Origin of the sequence: Craterilacuibacter sp., assembly GCF_051659485.1 — a bacterium.
Lineage (GTDB): Bacteria > Pseudomonadota > Gammaproteobacteria > Burkholderiales > Chromobacteriaceae > Craterilacuibacter.
On sequence record NZ_JBOFOO010000277.1, the window covers coordinates 1 to 17963 of the forward strand.

Sequence of the window (17963 nt, forward strand, 5' to 3'; positions counted from 1 at the left end):
AAAATCAGTTCGCCGGCATACATATTGCCGAACAAACGCAGCGAGAGGGAGATAGGCTTGGCGATCAACTCGACCATCTGGAAGGCAAAGTTCACCGGAGCCAGAATAACCACCAATACCGGGTTGTGAGCATGGAAAGGCGCGGTTATCAGCTCCTTACCCCAGCCGCCCAGACCTTTGGCGCTAATCGAGAAGCCGATGATGCAGAACATCACCGAAATCGACATGGCAAAAGTCGCGTTAACGTCGGCGGACGGCACCACACGGAAATACACGTGGTGAGGATCGACACCGAAGAAAGTCGAACCGACCCAAGCCGCTATTTGCGGAACCAGGTCAACCGGCAGCATGTCCATGGCGTTCATCAGGAACACCCAGCAGAAAATCGTCAATGCCAAAGGTGCGACAACCTTGCTTTCGGCGTGGAAAATTTCCTTAACCTGGGTATTGACCATCTCCACCAGCGATTCGACAAACAACTGCAGGCGACCCGGGTTTTCCAGCTTGGCGTTTCTTGCAACCATCGCAAAGACACCGACAAACAGAAAACCGAGGATCAGCGAAACGCTGAAAGTGTCGAGATGTATGGACCAGAAGCCTTCACTGGAAGACTTCCAGAACGTCAGGTGGTGCTTGATATATTCTGTTGCGTTGCCTGCCATCACTTTTTCTCAATTTTGATTAGAAGCCCGAACCAGTAGCCTGATACTGCCAGCAAATAGCCGGCGAAGTATGCCACCACCGATATATCCTTGAAAAACAGAAGAACCACCGCAAACAGGATAATAGTCAGGAAAAACTTGACCGTCTCTGCTTTGTAGTGCGCCTTCATCAAAACCATGGGGGGCGCCCGCTGCACGCTGTACGCGATCCAGACATACGCCAGCGCAGGCAGAATGGCCGAAAGGCCTCCCAGCAACGCCGACACCGGCAATGCAATATCACCCCACCCTATTACTGCCGCAACCACAACAGCTACGACCGTCAACTGCGACTGCAGGCGTATAACACGCCTTACTTCTGGCTTGACCATATGGTGCACCGGAAGAAAAATCGCACGATTATAGACACGGCATTAATTTCGAGTCAACAAATGGCAGCTAATATAGCTGCACCGCAACAACTGACTGACGGCTTTAGTCCGCTTGCAACCTGCCAACGATACCGTCTAACTCATCCAGCGATGCGTACTCGATAGTCATTTTACCGCAACCGCGCTTGCCCGCTTTGATCTGCACCTTGGCACCCAAGCGCTCCGACAAGTTCTCGGCCAGACGCAGCACATCCGGGTCCGGTGTGCGCATACCAGCCTTGGGCTTGTCTTCGGCCAAAGCTTGCACCCGGCGTTCGACTTCGCGTACCGACCAGCCATGCACAACGACCAAATTAGCCAATTCCAGTTGCTGTAATGCAGGCAGAGCCAGCAAAGCACGAGCATGCCCCATTTCGATCTGCCCCTGATGCAGCAGCTTTTGCACAGGCTCAGGTAGAAGCAACAATCTTAGCAGATTAGAAACGGCGCTGCGCGACCGACCGACCGCCGCCGCCGCCGCATCATGGGTCAGCGAGAACTCTTCGATCAGGCGGGCAATGCCCTGCGCCTCCTCGATAGGATCCAGCTCCTGACGCTGAATATTCTCGATCAGCCCCATGGCCAGCGCAGCTTCGTCCGGCACACAGCGGATAACCGCCGGAATTTCGGTCAAGCCGGCCTTCTGGCTGGCACGCCAGCGCCGCTCGCCGGCAATCAGCTCATACTCACCCAAACCGATTTCACGCACCACCACCGGCTGGATAATGCCTTGCGCACGAATTGATGCCGCCAGCTCATCCAGGGCGGCTTCGTTCATATGGGAACGGGGCTGATAGCGCCCCGGCCGGATACTGCCAATCGCCAGCGTCTGCAGCCTGTCATCTACCGGATCGGCAATGGCAAGGAGCGCGTCAAGACCGCGCCCGAGTCCTTTGAGTTTGGCCATATTTTATTGGGTTCCGGCTGCTGATGCCGGCTCCATGCGGGCGACCAGCTCGGCCGCCAGCGCCTGATAGGCGCGCGCACCACGTGAGGAAGGGTCGTACACAATGCCGGGCAGGCCATGGCTGGGCGCCTCGGCCAGACGGACATTGCGCGGAATGACGGTTTCGAATACCTTGCCGCCGAAGTGCGTGGCAAGCTGGCCGGAAACCTGTTGCGACAGATTGCTGCGTGCATCGAACATGGTACGCACCAGGCCCAGAATCTCGATCTTGGGATTGACCGCCTGACGCACCTTGCGCAGGGTCGCCACCAGATCGGACAGCCCTTCCAGCGCATAGTACTCGCACACCATGGGGATCAGTACACTCTGGGCGGCAACCAGGCCGTTAAGCGTCAGCAAGGTCAGGGAGGGCGGGCTGTCGATCAGGATATAATCGTACTCGTCCTCTACCGTCGCCAGCGCCTGCTTCAGCCGTGCTTCGCGCGCCAACTCCTGTACCAACTCGACTTCGGCGCCTCCTAGGTCCCGCGTCGCCGGCAGCACATCGTAGCCGCCTTTGGGCGAACGCTGGCGTACCTCGCTCACGGTTACATCACCCAGCAGCACCTGATAAATGGTCTGGGTCAAACCGGCTTTCTGAATGCCGCTCCCCATGGTGGCATTTGCCTGCGGATCGAGATCGACCAGCAGCACGCGCCGACCCAACTGCACCAGCCCGGTAGCCAAATTGACGCCGGTCGTCGTCTTGCCAACGCCGCCTTTCTGGTTGGCAATGGCGATAATGTGCGCGCTCATTGCGCGACAACGCGCACCAGATGGCGCTCCGCCTCCAGCCCCGGTACGGACAAGGGCAAAACATCCGCCATACGCACGCTAGCCGGCAACTGGGCAATTTCTTCGTACGGATACACACCCTTCATCGCCAGCCACTGCCCATCTTCGGCCAATAGATGCGGCGTCAGACGCACAAACTCGGACAGTTCGGAAAATGCCCGGCTGGTGATGCAGTCGAACTTCTGGGCCGGTTGATAGGCTTCGACCCGGCTGGTAACGACTTCTACATTCGCCAGCCCCAGCTCGATGGCGGCCTGACGCAAAAAGGTGGTTTTCTTGTGGTTGGAGTCGAGCAACACTACCTGCAACTGCGGGCAGGCAATCGCAGCAGGAATACCCGGCATCCCGCCTCCGGAGCCTACATCCAGCAAGCGCTTGAAGCCGGCCAGATGCGGCACCAGCGTCAGGCTGTCCAGCAGGTGGTGGCTGACCATGCGCGCTTCTTCGCGTACGGCAGTCAGGTTGTAGGTGTGATTCCACTTGGCCAGCAAGGCAAGATAAGCCTCTAGCTGCGCAACTTGCGCATCGCTCAGACCCATATCCAATTCGGCCAGGCCCTGTTTCAGTTCTTCAGTATGTGTCATGCCGTTTTCTTATCGCCCAGGCCGCGTTTAAGGTGAACCATCAGCAGGGCCACCGCGGCCGGTGTAATCCCCTGAATACGCGCTGCCTGCCCCAGCGTTTCCGGTTGTTGCTGCGTAAGCTTCTGCTGCACCTCACGCGACAATCCCGACACCACCGAATAATCTATCCCCTCGGGCAGACGCACATCGTCCAGCTTGTCCTGACGCGCCAGCTCGTCGTTCTGGCGGTCGATATAGCCTTGGTATTTGACCTGAATTTCTACCTGTTCGGCAACATCCATCGCATCGACCCCCTCCCCCGCCCCCGGCAGGGTCATCAACAGGGTGTAATTGATGGCAGGACGACGCAACAAATCGAGCAGACTATATTCACGCGTCAGCGTCTGGCCAACGACACGTTCCATCTCGGCCGCAGGCAGCTTGCCCGGGTGAATAAAGGTGGTGGCAAGGCGCTGCTTCTCGGCATCGACCGCATCGCGCTTACGACAGAAAGCATCCCACTGCGCATCACCGACCAGACCCAACTTGCGGCCCGTCTCGGTCAAGCGCAGGTCGGCGTTGTCTTCACGCAACTGCAGGCGGAACTCGGCACGGCTGGTAAACATCCGGTAAGGCTCGGTCACACCCTTGGTCACCAGATCGTCCGACATCACACCCAGATAAGCCTCATCACGGCGCGGACACCAGCCCTCTTCGTCGCGGCTGTAAAGCGCGGCATTGAGGCCGGCCAGTAAACCCTGAGCGGCGGCTTCTTCGTAACCGGTGGTGCCATTAAGCTGGCCGGCAAAGAATAGACCCTTGATCGCCTTACTCTCGAAAGTGGACTTCAGGCCGCGCGGGTCGAAGAAGTCGTATTCGATGGCATAACCCGGACGCAGGATATTGGCGTTTTCCATCCCCTTCATCGAGCGCACTGCCGCCAACTGGATATCGAACGGCAAGGAGGTCGAAATCCCGTTGGGGTAGATCTCGTGCGTAGTCAGCCCCTCCGGCTCAAGGAAGATCTGGTGGCTATCCTTATCGGCAAAGCGGTTGATCTTGTCTTCTATCGACGGGCAGTAGCGCGGGCCCACGCCTTCGATTTTGCCGGTAAACATCGGACTGCGGTCGAAACCGGAACGGATGATATCGTGCGTACGCTCATTGGTATGCGTCATCCAGCACGGCAACTGGCGCGGATGCAGCTGACGCGATCCGCGGAAGGAAAACACCGGCTCAGGTGTATCGCCCGGCTGTGCTTCCAGCACCGAAAAATCGATAGTGCGCCCGTCCAGCCGTGGCGGGGTACCGGTTTTCAGGCGACCGACCGGCAGACTCAGCTCGCGCAGCTTGGCGCCCAGCACCGAGGCAGCCGAGTCACCGGCACGCCCGCCGGTATAATTTTCCAGCCCGACATGGATCTTGCCCGACAGGAACGTCCCTGCGGTCAGCACCACGGTGCGGGCGCGAAAAACCAGCCCGATGGCGGTAATCGCACCGGCCACATGCTCGCCTTCCAGCAGCAGATCATCCACCGGTTGCTGGAACAGGGTCAGATTGGGCTGGTTCTCCAGCATCTCGCGGATCGCGGCCTTGTACAGGATGCGGTCGGCCTGAGCACGCGTAGCGCGTACCGCCGGCCCCTTGGAAGCATTCAGCGTACGGAACTGGATGCCGCCGATATCGGTGGCCAGTGCCATTGCACCGCCCAGCGCATCGACTTCGCGCACCAGATGGCCCTTGCCTATCCCGCCTATCGACGGATTGCACGACATCTGACCCAGGGTCTCGATATTGTGCGTCAAGAGCAGCGTCTGACGCCCCATGCGTGCGGCAGCAAGCGCAGCTTCGGTGCCGGCGTGCCCGCCACCGACTACTATCACGTCGAAAGTTGTTGGATAGATCATGATCAATACGGCGAATCTGGCGGAAAACCGGGCATTTTACGGCAAAACACCTAGCCATGTAAGTTATTGATTTGACTAACCCTATCCCAAACCCGGGCTTTACCCGAACTTCATCCTGCGCGTAAGCCTCCCTTGCCCTGCTACAATCTGCCGATGAATTTCAGTTTTGCACCCATAGGCGTCATCCATTCGCCCTACAAAGAAAAGTTCGGCATCCCGCGCCAACCTTCACTCGCCCCCTCGGCGCGCATGAAACTGGAGCTACTCCCCCCTTATAACCATGCCGACACCGTACGCGGACTGGCTGCTTTTTCGCATCTGTGGATACAGTTTGTGTTCCATGAAACCGCCAGCCGCGGCTGGCGGCCTTTGGTGCGCCCGCCACGACTGGGCGGCAATGACAAGGTCGGCGTATTCGCCAGCCGCGCTACCCATCGTCCCAATCCGCTAGGCTTGTCACTGGTAGAGCTCATCGGCATTGATATTGGCAGCGGCGTAATACTGGAGCTGGCCGGCGCCGATCTGCTTGATGGCACGCCGGTACTGGATATCAAACCCTATATCCCCTTTATCGAGTCACGCCCGGATGCCCGTGCCGGCTTTGTCGACGGACCACCGCCGCGCCTGAGCATCGTCTGGAGCGAACAAGCACGAACGGATCTGGCAATATGGGACAGCAGACACCCGCAACTGGCGGTATTGGTGGAAGAGGTTCTAGCTCAGGATCCGCGCCCCGCCTATCAAAACGATCCCGAGCGCATTTACGGTGTGCGTCTTTACCTGCTCAATGTGCGCTTTCGCATTCATGACAATATCGCCACCGTACTTGAAATTAGTGCGAGCTGACCGAACTTTGTCAGACAATAGCGTGTCACACCCCAGCCTCACCATACACAGGAGTAAGACTTATGAGTTCCTACGCGAAGACACTGGTTCTCGCGTTGTCCATGGCATCGATGCTGGCAGCACCGATGGCAGAGGCCGCCAAACTTGGCAAAAGTAAAAGCTTTGGCATGAAGCGCTCGGCGCCTACTCAAAGTTATCAACAGCCGGCGCGAGCACCAGCACAACCAATGGCACCGGCGCAGCAACCAAGTAAAGGCCCGGGCGTCGGCACGGCGATTGCAGCCGGCGCAGCCGGAGCGGCCGCAGGCTATATGCTGGGCTCGGCCATGAGCGGTAGCGAAGCATCGGGCAGTACCGGCGAAGCGGCAGGCTCGGGCATGCCTTGGGGCACGCTAGCCATGCTGGGCCTGCTGTTTGCAGGCGGCATGATGTTCTTCCGTCGCCGCATGGCCAATCAGGCCACACCTGCGATGCGCGCGCCACAAATGGCCGGGATGCCAATGTCGGCACCCGCCCCGCAAAATGCCCGCTTTGACAGCATTCCGTCCATAGGTTCGGGACTGCAAGGCGGCGCAGGCGCAGCCATGGCTACCGGCTACAATCAGCAACGCTTGCCGGACGGTACCGAAGTGCCGGCTTTCCTGCGTCAGGCCAAGGCTACCTTCTTGCATCTGCAAAGCCTGAATTCACCGGATAATGTCGATGAAATCAGCAAGTACATGACGCCAGACCTGTTTACTGCCATGCGCGAAGACATTCTGACCAATAGCGGCATGGCGGACTTCCCGCAACTGGAATGCAGCGTGACGGATGCCGTCACCGAAGGCGGCCGCTATATCGCCAGCGTGCGCTTCTCCGGCACCGTCAGTGAAGACGTCAATGCCGCTGCAGTACCGTTTAACGAAACCTGGCACTACATCAAGGACAATGGCGGTCCGCGCTGGCTGCTGGCGGGCATACAGCAAGACTGAGCACACTCCAGGATTACTCCAGCGGACGCCGACGGCGTCCGTTTTTTTATGTGCGCCACACATGAAAATTTTTATGTCATAGTTGTGCGCTAAACTGGAACGCGGATTGCTAGACAGAATAAAACCTAGAAGGAATCATCCGTTGCCCACCGCCGATCTAAACCTGCATAGCCACTTCCAGCCTATCTACAGCCTGGCCCACCGCCGCACCGTCGGCTTCGAAGCACTGCTGCGCGCCGAGCAGGATGGCAATCCTGTTCCGCCCCAACAGGCCTATCTAGGTCATGACAACCAACAAGAGCGGCACGAATTCGATATTCGCGTCAGCAGCGCACACCTCGCACGCTTTGCCGGCTTTGCCCCGCCGCAGAACTGGCTATTCCTGAATGTAGACGCCAGCACGCTCAGCACGCCGGCACGCACTCAGGCACTGATCAGCGCCTTGCAGCAAAGCGGTGTACCGGCGGCATGCGTGGTGCTGGAAATTCTGGAGCATGCGCTGGAGGCCGACCAAGGCCTGATAGAAGGCAGCCGCATGCTGCGCGCCGCCGGCTTTCTGATCGCCATCGATGATTTCGGCGCCGGCCATTCCAATCTCGACCGGGTCTGCCTGCTGGAACCCGACTTGGTAAAATTTGACCGTAATTTGCTACGCAGCGCAGTCACCCAGCCACGCACGCGCAATCTGCTAACCAAGTTGGTGCATCTGGTGCACGAAATCGGGGCACTGGTCGTGGTCGAAGGGGTAGAGACCGAGGCCGATGTACTGGTGGCACTGGAGTCAGGCTGTGATCTGGTGCAAGGCTATTATGTAGCGCGCCCGGCTTTTGATCCGGACAAGGACGAAACCATTACCCGCCGCATCGACACCCGCTGGGATGAGCTGATGGTCAGGGAGTTGATGAAGCGCAAGCTGACGCGACGCCAGATCGAACTGGCGCGTCAGGCTTTCGTGCAAAGCGCCATCGCACTGATGCAGGGCACCGCCTTTACCGATGCCGCCAAACCGATGCTGACCCTGCCCGACGTGATCCGCTGTTTTTTGCTCGACAGTACCGGCCGCCAGATTGGGCGCAATTTAAATACGCGGGAAGCGCCGTCACTGGCCAACCCCAAGTTTGCGCCGCTGGCCAACACCACCGGTGCCATCTGGTCGCGCCGCCCTTATTTCCAGCACGCCATCGACCAGCCCGGCGTGCTGTATATGAGCGAGCCCTATCTGTCGATGACCGATACCCGTAGCTGCATTACCCTGTCGATGGCCATCGAAATCGACGAAGTCCTGCATGTGCTGTGTGCCGATGTACTGGTAGCACGGCAAACAGGACCCAGGGATTAGGAAAGCCGCACTCAGGCATGAAAAAGGCGCGGCTAAAGCCGCGCCCGCAAGACCGCAGAGCCGTGTTACTGACCGGCTACGTCGGAAATGTATTCGTACAGGGTGACAACCTGCTGCACGCCGCTAGTCTCGCTGGCTACGCGTGCGGCAGCCTCACCCTCGGCCCGGGTCACCAGCCCCAACAGATAGACCACTCCGCGCTCGCTCACGACCTTGATGGCATTGGGAGGATAACCCTTGCCATCCAGCAGCCGCGCCCGGACCTTGCTGGTTAGCCAGGTATCATTGCTGCGCCCGCTAATACCACTAGCGGGCGCGATCACCAGATAATTGTAAACCCGCTGCACATTGGGCTGCGAACGCGCAATCATTTCGGCACCTGCACGTGCAGCATCGGACGCAGCCTCACCGGTCAGCAGCACGACACGGTTATAGCTGGTCAGACTCACATTGGACGACGGCAGTTTTTCCAGCATCTGGCGCGAGGCCTTCAGCTCGATAGACTGATCATCGACATAGGCACCGCTGGTGCGTCTGTCGGAAGCGACCAGCACGCCTGTGGCCGCACCACCAGCGACCAATGCCACACAACCGGATAAAGTCGCCGCACACACGACAGCAACGACCAATGTAGATATCCGCATTATTCACCTCCCAGCAGCATGCAATCAATGGCATCGCACATGGCGTGAATCAGCAATAAATGGACTTCCTGAATGCGCGCCGTGCGGCTGACCGGGACGTTGAGGTGCACATCTTCTGCCCCCAGAATATCGGCAATCTTGCCGCCATCCTTGCCGGTAAAGGCAATCACCGTCATGCCGCGCTCGTGTGCCGCATAAATGGCTTCGATGACATTGGCCGAATTGCCCGACGTCGAAATCGCCAGCAAGACATCACCTTGTTGCCCCAGCGCACGCACCTGCTTGGAAAAGATCAGGTCGAAATCGTAGTCGTTACCGATTGCGGTCAAGGCAGAGGTATCGGTAGCCAGCGAGATCGCCGCCAGCCCGGGGCGTTCTTTCTCGAAGCGCCCCACCATTTCAGCTGCAAAATGCTGGGCATCGGCCGCCGAACCACCATTACCGCAAGCCAGTATTTTGCCCTCATTCATCAGGCTGGCCACCATGCGTTCGGCAGCAAGAGCAACACCAGGAGAGAGTGCATCCATAGACTGTTGCTTGGTCGCAATGCTCTCGAGAAAATGTCCGTTAACGCGGGCGATCAGGTCCATGCTGTCATTCCTTGTAAAGTCGCGTAAACGCTACGCGATAATGTTTTTTATCCACAGAGGGGCAGCCTCCCCCTCAAACACGACCGCATCGAAGCGGCATGGAGCATCAATATTTTGCGCCAGCAGATAGAGGCTGGCGGCATGTACCAGTCGCGCACATTTCCGGCCATCTATACTCTGCAAGGCGCCACCAAAACGGCGGGAACTGCGCAAGCGCACCTCGACAAAGACCCAGTAGCCGCCATCACGCATCACCAGATCCAGTTCGCCACCCGCGCAATGCCAGTTACGCGCGACCAGCACCAAGCCCTGACGCTGCAAATAATGCAATGCCTGCTCTTCGGCGGCGGCTCCTGCGCCGCTTACTGAAGCTCGCCCCTGACCCATGTCGGCAATGTCCGCTGAAATTGCTGGTCACGCCCCAAACGCAAATCGCCGGTCACGCCGTCAAGGCGCAAGCCACTGACGTTTTTCTGCATGGAAAGACGCAGCGCCAAGCGATAGGCATCTATTCCCAAGGCATACAAACGCTCGGTGGAGACCGTCAAGGCACGCTCCGGACGCGGATAAGTGCGCACGACAGGATGATCGGGCATCAGCAACCAGGGCATATCGACAAAGCGCACGCCGGACAATACCGGCAGGCTCTCGCGCACATTCACCTGAGACGTGGCATAGGCCGGCAAATCTTGCGGCAGCACCGCGCGCACCAGTGCCGCTTCACGTCCACCCAGCGCCAGAAACACTGCATCCGCCTGCGCCAGCGCGGCATCCAGTGCCTCGCCATGCGCATCATCCACATCCAGCTGTAGCGGCCCAGACCCGCGCCGCTGCAGCCACCCACTACTAAAGGCCTGACGCAAGCGCTGCGACAAACCATCCTTGGCATAAACCAGTAACGGCCGCTGATGGCCGTTATCCGCCATCATACCGGCCACCTGTTTCGCCTCGGCATCCACCGCCAGCGACAGGCTATAGAGTTTGGGACGCACGGTCACACCCTCAAGACTGTTCAAAGCCAGTGTAGGCACGCTGATGTGCGGCGCGATACGACTGATGCCGGTACGCGTCAACGGCCCTATCACCACATTGGCGCCCTGTGCAAGCAGACTGCGATAAGCCTCCAGCGCACCGTTTTCATCGCTAAAGGCCGCCTCGGCCACGCCGACATCGCGGCGGGCATCGCCATGCAAGGCCGCGTTAAAGCCCTGCCGTACAACCGCAGCCGCCTCACCCAAGGAAGGAGACGACAATGGCAGCAACAGGCCGATGCGTACCTTGGCCTGGGCAAAGCCCGGCACCACAGGCGCAGAAGCAGCGGCAGGCATGGAAGATTCGGCCGCAAAAGGCGCTTGGGAAGGTTCAACAAGCACCGGAATCGACGTCAAAGACGCAGAATTCTGCTGCAGGATATAGTCCGGCGTCTGCGCAGCGACTACACTGGCGGCCATCCAAGTTAAACCACCCAGCACCCAGGGAGCCAGAGATTGCAAACATCGCTTGATCACTTGATTGATTCTGCCCAGGAAACGTTGGTGAACGGAACATTATATGTGGTCGCCACCCCCATTGGAAATCTGGCGGACATAACACTGCGCGCTTTTGCCGCACTTTCCCGCTGCGATCTGGTCCTGGCGGAAGACACCCGCGTCACCGGCTCGCTGCTGGCCGCCTATGGCATCAGTAAAAAGCTGGTCAGCCTGCGCGAGCATAACGAACGGGAAATGGCCGAACGCGTTATCGTCTGGCTGCAGGAAGGCCAGTGCATCGTACAGGTTTCCGACGCAGGCACGCCCGGGATTTCCGACCCGGGCGCCCGTCTGGCTGCCGCCGTCTGGCAAGCCGGACTCAAGGTGTGCCCGCTGCCAGGCCCTTCCGCCGTGGTCACCGCCATGTCGGCGGCCGGCCTTGAAACCGGACAGTTCCAGTTCGCCGGCTTCTTGCCGCCCAAATCCGGCGCCCGTAAAAAGCGCATGGAAAACTGGCTGCATGCCGATTATGCCGTGATTTGCTATGAAGCACCGCACCGCATTCTCGATTGTGTCACTGATGCCGTCGCTGTTTACGGCAGCGAGCGGCGACTGGTATTGGCACGCGAACTGACCAAGACCTTCGAAACCTTTATCCGCACCACGGCCGGCGAACTGCTTGACATCATCAAACAGGACAGTAACCAGCAACGCGGGGAATGCGTCCTCATCATCGATGCCGCTCCGCCACAGCCCGATAGCGATGAGGTGCCGGCAGCGGCACAGCAACTGCTATCACAACTGGTCGAGGCCATGCCAACCAAACAGGCCGCCGGAATTGTGGCCGAATTCACCGGTATTTCGCGTAAAAAACTCTATGATCTGGCGCTGGAAATGAAAAAATCCGCGATTGACGACGAAAACTGAACGCAAGCGATTTACATTTATTGAGCCAACAGGTAGAATGCCGTCAATCCGAGATGCAGCCCGGATGGTGAAATTGGTAGACACAGGAGACTCAAAATCTCCCGCCGCAAGGTGTGTCGGTTCGAGTCCGACTCTGGGCACCATAATATGCATCCCGTCAGACAACCCGTACAGCTTCCGGCTTTACGGGTTTTTTGTTGCCTGCAATATGGCGGTACCGGTTGAAACCGGTGATAAGCACGGGTAGATTTCCGAATAGCACCACAAGGAGCCGGCACCCCGCGAAAACATGATGTCTCCAGCCCCCCTGTTCGATACCCACTGCCATCTGGATGCGCCCGAGTTTGATGGCCAGCGCCAGCTGATCATCGCTCAGGCTCACGCAGTCGGTGTCTGCCGCATCATGGTACCCGCCGTTGCCCTGTCCAACTTCAGTACAACCCTTGCACTACGCACCCAGGCAGGATGCGCTATCGCCTTGGGGCTACATCCTGTCTATCTGGATCAACATCTGGATACTCACCTGGACGCACTGGAACAACACATTCGCCAGCATACACCCGATGCTATCGGTGAAATCGGTCTGGATTTCTGGCTACCAGAGCTAGACCCTGTGCGTCAGGAATGGCTGTTTGCCGAGCAATTGAAGCTGGCACGGCGCTACGACTTGCCGGTATTACTGCATATCCGCCGTGCGCAAGATAGGGTGCTTAAATATCTGCGCCAAATACCCGTGCGCGGCGGTATCGCCCATGCCTTTAATGGCAGCGAACAACAAGCGCAAGCCTTTATCAAGCTGGGCTTTTGCCTGGGCTTCGGCGGCGCCATGAGCTATAGCGGCTCGACCCGCATCCGGCAGCTGGTAGCCACTTTGCCTCTAGAGAGTCTGGTACTGGAAACCGACGCCCCCGACATGCGCCCGGAATGGGCACAAGACATACCCAATGTCCCGGCCAACCTGCCCCGCTTAGCCCATATCATGGCTGAACTACGCGCCACGGATAGCGCAGCCATCGCCCAGGCCACAACAGACAATGCCTGCCGGGTACTGAACCTACCCTGAAAGCAAGGCTATAAGCCAAAAAAGGCCCCGCATGCGCGGAGCCCCTTGTGCATGGTCTAGTACTGCTTACTTGAAGCGGATCACGACGCGACGATCCGGCGCCAGACACAGGCCCAAAGCCGGCTGCGTCTTGATCGAATCGCACTTATTGCCGGTCAGCGGATCAGCCTTGCCTTTACCCTCGATGGCAAGACGGTTCGCCGCCACACCCTGGCCAAGCAAATAGTCGGCTACGGCGCCGGCACGCGCTTTGGACAGCGTCAAATTATAGGCTGCCGACCCCAAGCGGTCGGTGTAGCCGGTAATGGCGATACTTGCACCTTTATTTGCGCCATCCTTGATCTGCCGGGCGATATTCACAAGCTCAGTCTTGCCAGCAGCACTGAGTGCAGACTGATTCGACCCGAAAGCCAGGTCACCCTTCAGCACAAAGGCTGGTGCAGCCTGCGCGGCAACCGGCAGCGCGGTTGCGGCATAAGGCTTGGCCGCAATACCGCTCTTGTCGAAGCTGGCGGGGCCCGCATACTGCGTGTCGCAGCTACCTGCCTCTTCATCCCGCGCCGGATCATTGAAGTCATAGCTCTCGATAGGCTTGAGCTGCAGCGTTTCCAGCAACTTGCCGGAACCGGCCAGTACCCGCGCCTGAGCCAGCAATACATCCTGCTCTGCATTCACCACCGAACGCTTGGCATCATACAATTCGTTTTCGCTATCCAGCAGGTCAAGCAAGGTGCGCTGGCCGATATCGAACTGGGCGCGATAAGCATCGCGTGCCTTCTCGGTCGACAAGCGGTGCTGGCGCAGATAGGTGATCTGTTCGTCCAGCTTGCGGGTGTCGTTGAAGGCAATACGCAGCGTCTGCTTCAAGTCACGGCACTCTTTGTCGCGCAAATCGAAGGCGGCATTCAGGCGCTCGGCCGAAGCCCCCAGCCGGGCACGATCAGCACCACCTCGGAATAGATTAAGATTGAATACCAGCTCCGCCATCTGCCGGTCTTTACGGTTGAGCGAGCCATCCAGATTGTCGCCACGCGCCTTGCTGGCACGCAGGTCTAGCGTAGGCGAGAATGCACCCTTGCGCACATTCACATCCGCCTTGGCCGCGCGTACATTTTCCAGCGCAGCCAGATAAGCCGGGCGGGTCTTGACTGCTCCGGAAATCAGCTCCTGATCCTTGGGCAGATATGCTTTCAACGCCATCGGGGTGGTCATATTGGGCTGCGGCTCTTCACCGGTCAGCCGTGCATAGCGGGCTGCCACATCATGCAGATTGGACAGTTCCGTCACCAGATTGGCTTCAGCCAGCGCCAGGCGGCCACCCGCTTGCTCCAGATCCACCCGGCGTCCCACACCGGCGCCGACTTTTTCCTGCAACTGCTTATAGATACTCAGGTGGGTGGCGTAGTTTTCCTGTGCGAACTCAACCAGTTGGCGGTAACGCAACACATCTACATAGGCACGTGCGGCTTCCAGTGCTTGCCCCTCACTAACACCCAGAAAGTCGAAATATTTGGCACGCTGGGCATAATCAAGCTGTTTGACCAGATTCATGGTCTGTAAGCCCTGAAACAGGTTCTGCGTCAGATTCGCCGACCAGCCCTTGCGGGTCAGATCTTCCGTTGTATTGTTGCCTTCAAGCTGTGTTTTTTCCTTGCCCCAGTCATAAGCTACATCCAGCGTCGGCAGATAACCGGCACGTCCCAAGCCCTGCTCTTCTGCCGCCGCCCGGAATTCATGCCAGCGGAAACGCACTTCCGGATTATTAAGAATGGTCTTTTCAACCGCCCCCTTTAGATCAGCAGCACCGGCCAACGGGAAAAAACCAAACAGCAGCGTTATCGACAAAGCAAGAGAAGTACGTTTCATAATTGAGCCCCAATACGGTGGACAAATGGCTTTAAAGCAAACATGTAAAGTATTTATGGCCAAATTATATACGCAATGATTGTAAAATCATATAGCATGAATATCTGCCATTATCATTTATGCCACAATGAAGTCCATGCGCCCGGCTAATAGCGTCTACCTCTGGCTGCGCGCCGTCGTTCTGCTGTTACTGGCGACGACAGCCACCTCACTGGAACTGCCGACCGAGCAGGCTGCCCGCCAATATGGAAGTCAGGCTTTGCCGCTGTACCATACATGGCGCAGCACACTGACAGCCCTGATCCAGGCGGATGAAGCGGGAAAACTCAAGGCGGTTAATCAGTTCATCAATCGCCGCATCCGCTTTGCTGATGACATTGAAATATGGCGACAAAGTGACTATTGGGCTAGCCCCTTGGAAATGTTTGCCAAGGGTGGCGGCGACTGCGAAGACTTCGCGATTGCTAAATATGTGTCACTGCGCAGTGTTGGCATTGATGCCAGCAAGCTGCGCCTGACCTATGTCAAGGCTCGCATTGGCGCAGCCGGCAGCAGCGTCAGCCAGGCACATATGGTATTGGCCTACTATCCGGCACCCAACGCCGAACCCCTGATTCTCGACAACTTGATCACCAGCATCCTACCCGCCTCCCAGCGGGAGGATCTGACTCCGGTATTCAGTTTCAATGCGGAAGTAATGTGGGCAGGCGCAAACAGCAGCAGTGCTAGCCGGCTTACCCGCTGGCACCAGCTGATGGAACGCATGCGTAAAGACGGCTTTGTTTTTTGACCTACTGGAACGAGCACATCATGACTCGACTCTCACTCAGCCAGCGCCTGTGGGCGCTGCTGCTGCTGCTGGTTTTTCTCGCACTCAGCACATCGCTGACCGCCAATTTACTCGGTGCGCGCAATTATCTGGAACAACAACTCAGTGCACAAAACAGTAATACGGCAAACTCGCTGGCCTTGATGATCAGCCAGCAACAAGCCGACCCGGTCATGGCCGAAACACTGATCAATGCCAGCTTCGACCAAGGGCACTATCATGCAATACGCTGGCTCAGTCCCGATGGCCGACCGCGAATTGAGCGCAGCAAGCCTAGCATGGATCCGGAGCCATCCGGCTGGCTGCCGCACCTGCTGCCGCTCGCACCAGCAGCAGGGCACGCCAATATCAGCAAGGGGTGGCTGCAAGCGGGCACGCTGGTGGTACAGGCCGATGTCGCCTATGCCTACGCCGCACTCGAACGCAGCATGGCTTATACCCTATTCGGGCTACTGATAGCCGGGCTATTCACCGGCGCTATCGGCTCGCTGGACATCATGCGCATCCGCCGCCAACTCGACCTGGTCGTCGGCCAAGCCAAAGCCATCAGCGAACGCCGCTTTATTCATATAAAAGAACCCGCCATCCCTGAACTTGCCCGTGTGGCACAGGCAATGAACCAGATGGTAGAGCGCCTGCAAGGCTATTTGCGCAGCTTGAGCGGCGAAGTCGAAGCCTTACGCCGCCTGCACGATACCGATGAGGTCACCGGCATCGCCAACCGCATGCAACTGGAGCGCAAGTTGCAGAGCCTGCAAAATGAAGAAAATGAAGACCTGCACGGCCAATTACTGCTATTGCGTGTAGCGGGACTTGCCCAGATGAATAGCCGTATCGGCGGGCAACGCACCGATGCCCTGTTGAAAAGACTCGCACAGGACTTAAGCCTCGCGGCAGCAGCACACCCCGGCGCGCAGGCAGCCAGACTGCGCGGAGCAGACTTTGCCCTGCTCTGCCCCGAACTCGATCATGGCGATGCTGATGCGCTAGCCCGCCAATTACTGCAGCAATGCATGTCTTATTCACAAATGGGCTTGTGCGACCAGCATGATGTCGCCCATATCGGCCTGAGCGGCTTCAGTGGCAAGGAGCAACTGGATACCATCCTGCCCCGCGCCAGTCATGCGCTGGCGCAGGCCGTTGCCCAAGCGGCCAATAGCTTCTGCCGTCTGGATGATGCGACCCTGCAAGCCAGCAGCGAACTGGATTGGCGCCTGACCATAGAACAGGCATGCCTAGGACAGGCATTGCGCCTGCACTGGTATCCTGTTGTCGACCTCCATGGGCGATTGCTATGGCAAGAAGGCATGCTATATCTGCCAGCGACAGAGAATACCCCCCAAATCACTGCACTGCGTCTACTCTCGCACAGCCTACGCCTTGGCATCAGCCATCTGCCCGATCTTGCAGCACTGGAGCAGGGCTTACAGCAAACGCTGCACAAGCGCATTGCCATCAACATCTCGCCGGCCTCGCTTGCCCATGCCGACTTTAAAGACCGGGTCCTTGCATTGCTGGATCGAGCCTCCGGTATCCGCGTCAATTTCGAATTTCACGAAACCGCCCTACCCGAACACTGGCTGGCTTTCCTGGCATTCAGTCGCGCGGTCTCCTTGCGCGGGCACGCAGTAGGCGTAGAAATCATGGGCCATGATCTGGCGCTGGTGGCCAGACTGGGAGAAGCCGGCATTGCCTATCTGGAACTGGATAGCGTGCTGACACAAGGCATAGAGCACGATAACGGGCGACAGGCCGTTATCAAGGGCTTGCTGCAGATGGCGACGCTAATGGAGATACACCTGCTGGCAAAAGGCCTACGCGATGCCAAAGATGCCCAGAAACTGGCTAGCCTGGGCATTCACGGCATGACCGGCCCAGCCATTGGTGCCAATCTCGTCACCGCCGTAAGCTGAATCTGGAATAGAGCGGCAACTAAAATGCAAAAACCCCCGACCAGCAATGATCGGGGGTTTTCATATTGGGGTTCTGGCGGTGTCCTACTTTCACATGGCGAATGCCACACTATCATCGGCGCTAAGGTGTTTCACGGTCCTGTTCGGGATGGGAAGGCGTGGGACCACCTCGCTATGGCCACCAGACATTAACTTGTCAAATTGTAGAAGCCGAAATATCCGG

Annotated in this window: 18 protein-coding genes, 1 tRNA gene and 1 rRNA gene; 8 read left to right on the plus strand and 12 right to left on the minus strand. The window is 58.1% G+C overall.

The features are described 5' to 3' along the window. From ACRC1E_RS09685 to mnmG, 6 genes are all read right to left on the minus strand, one after another. On the minus strand, positions 1-662 hold a 662-nt coding region (locus ACRC1E_RS09685), incomplete at its 3' end, for a FoF1 ATP synthase subunit A (RefSeq protein ID WP_438514892.1). Continuing rightward, positions 662-1033, minus strand: coding sequence for an ATP synthase subunit I (locus tag ACRC1E_RS09690; protein WP_438514893.1), 372 nt, complete (start codon positions 1031-1033; stop codon positions 662-664). The genes ACRC1E_RS09685 and ACRC1E_RS09690, both read right to left, overlap by 1 nt. 103 nt (positions 1034-1136) lie before the next feature. Further along, entirely contained in the window at positions 1137-1979 is an 843-nt protein-coding gene (locus ACRC1E_RS09695; protein WP_438514894.1) for a ParB/RepB/Spo0J family partition protein, read from the minus strand. Positions 1980-1982: 3 nt separating this feature from the next. Beyond that, positions 1983-2774 (minus strand): ParA family protein, encoded by a 792-nt coding sequence (locus tag ACRC1E_RS09700; RefSeq protein ID WP_438514895.1) that lies wholly within the window; start codon positions 2772-2774, stop codon positions 1983-1985. Further along, a complete protein-coding gene (gene rsmG, locus ACRC1E_RS09705) occupies positions 2771-3397 on the minus strand; it encodes a 16S rRNA (guanine(527)-N(7))-methyltransferase RsmG (RefSeq protein ID WP_438514896.1) in 627 nt (208 codons plus the stop codon). The genes ACRC1E_RS09700 and rsmG overlap by 4 nt, the downstream gene beginning before the upstream one ends. Beyond that, positions 3394-5283, minus strand: coding sequence for a tRNA uridine-5-carboxymethylaminomethyl(34) synthesis enzyme MnmG (mnmG, locus tag ACRC1E_RS09710; protein WP_438514897.1), 1890 nt, complete (start codon positions 5281-5283; stop codon positions 3394-3396). Before mnmG ends, rsmG begins: the two co-directional genes overlap by 4 nt. Positions 5284-5436: 153 nt before the next feature. Here mnmG and tsaA point away from each other — a divergent pair, with 153 nt between their 5' ends. The 3 genes from tsaA to ACRC1E_RS09725 all read left to right on the plus strand — a co-directional run bounded on the left by tsaA (position 5437) and on the right by ACRC1E_RS09725 (position 8439). Next, entirely contained in the window at positions 5437-6129 is a 693-nt protein-coding gene (tsaA, locus tag ACRC1E_RS09715) for a tRNA (N6-threonylcarbamoyladenosine(37)-N6)-methyltransferase TrmO (RefSeq protein WP_438514898.1), read from the plus strand. Between the two features lie 62 nt (positions 6130-6191). Continuing rightward, positions 6192-7100 (plus strand): Tim44 domain-containing protein, encoded by a 909-nt coding sequence (locus ACRC1E_RS09720; protein WP_438514899.1) that lies wholly within the window; start codon positions 6192-6194, stop codon positions 7098-7100. Between the two features lie 142 nt (positions 7101-7242). After that, positions 7243-8439 carry a sensor domain-containing phosphodiesterase gene (locus ACRC1E_RS09725; RefSeq protein WP_438514900.1) on the plus strand — a complete coding sequence of 399 codons (1197 nt, stop codon included), beginning with the start codon at positions 7243-7245 and terminating at the stop codon, positions 8437-8439. Between the two features lie 65 nt (positions 8440-8504). On the opposite strand, the gene ACRC1E_RS09730 is transcribed toward ACRC1E_RS09725, so the two are convergent. From ACRC1E_RS09730 to ACRC1E_RS09745, 4 genes are read right to left on the minus strand one after another with little or no spacing between them, the layout of a single operon-like run. Continuing rightward, entirely contained in the window at positions 8505-9083 is a 579-nt protein-coding gene (locus ACRC1E_RS09730; RefSeq protein WP_438514901.1) for a BON domain-containing protein, read from the minus strand. Further along, the gene (locus ACRC1E_RS09735; RefSeq protein ID WP_438514902.1) at positions 9083-9673 is read right to left on the minus strand and encodes a phosphoheptose isomerase; all 591 of its coding nucleotides are present in this window, start codon (positions 9671-9673) and stop codon (positions 9083-9085) included. Before ACRC1E_RS09735 ends, ACRC1E_RS09730 begins: the two co-directional genes overlap by 1 nt. Positions 9674-9703: 30 nt before the next feature. After that, entirely contained in the window at positions 9704-10060 is a 357-nt protein-coding gene (locus tag ACRC1E_RS09740; RefSeq protein ID WP_438514903.1) for a YraN family protein, read from the minus strand. Then, positions 10036-11166 (minus strand): penicillin-binding protein activator, encoded by a 1131-nt coding sequence (locus ACRC1E_RS09745; RefSeq protein WP_438514904.1) that lies wholly within the window; start codon positions 11164-11166, stop codon positions 10036-10038. Before ACRC1E_RS09745 ends, ACRC1E_RS09740 begins: the two co-directional genes overlap by 25 nt. A 15-nt stretch (positions 11167-11181) precedes the next feature. Here ACRC1E_RS09745 and rsmI point away from each other — a divergent pair, with 15 nt between their 5' ends. The 3 genes from rsmI to ACRC1E_RS09760 all read left to right on the plus strand — a co-directional run bounded on the left by rsmI (position 11182) and on the right by ACRC1E_RS09760 (position 13132). Next, complete coding sequence (gene rsmI, locus ACRC1E_RS09750; RefSeq protein WP_438514909.1) at positions 11182-12069, plus strand: 16S rRNA (cytidine(1402)-2'-O)-methyltransferase; 888 nt, start codon at positions 11182-11184, stop codon at positions 12067-12069. Positions 12070-12127: 58 nt separating this feature from the next. Next, positions 12128-12212 (plus strand) — tRNA-Leu (locus ACRC1E_RS09755). 149 nt (positions 12213-12361) lie between these two features. Continuing rightward, on the plus strand, positions 12362-13132 hold the full coding sequence (locus ACRC1E_RS09760; RefSeq protein ID WP_438514905.1) for a TatD family hydrolase: 771 nt from the start codon (positions 12362-12364) through the stop codon (positions 13130-13132). Between the two features lie 66 nt (positions 13133-13198). Here ACRC1E_RS09760 and ACRC1E_RS09765 read toward each other — a convergent pair whose 3' ends face one another. Further along, positions 13199-14998, minus strand: coding sequence for a TolC family outer membrane protein (locus ACRC1E_RS09765; protein WP_438514906.1), 1800 nt, complete (start codon positions 14996-14998; stop codon positions 13199-13201). 136 nt (positions 14999-15134) lie between these two features. Between ACRC1E_RS09765 and ACRC1E_RS09770 the strand changes: the two genes are divergently transcribed. Together ACRC1E_RS09770 and ACRC1E_RS09775 are read left to right on the plus strand one after the other, a co-directional pair. Next, complete coding sequence (locus tag ACRC1E_RS09770) at positions 15135-15788, plus strand: transglutaminase-like cysteine peptidase (RefSeq protein WP_438514907.1); 654 nt, start codon at positions 15135-15137, stop codon at positions 15786-15788. Between the two features lie 20 nt (positions 15789-15808). Beyond that, the gene (locus ACRC1E_RS09775) at positions 15809-17740 is read left to right on the plus strand and encodes a bifunctional diguanylate cyclase/phosphodiesterase (RefSeq protein ID WP_438514908.1); all 1932 of its coding nucleotides are present in this window, start codon (positions 15809-15811) and stop codon (positions 17738-17740) included. A gap of 71 nt (positions 17741-17811) precedes the next feature. Here ACRC1E_RS09775 and rrf read toward each other — a convergent pair. Next, positions 17812-17926, minus strand: a 5S ribosomal RNA gene (gene rrf, locus ACRC1E_RS09780). Between the last annotated feature and the right edge of the window lie 37 nt (positions 17927-17963).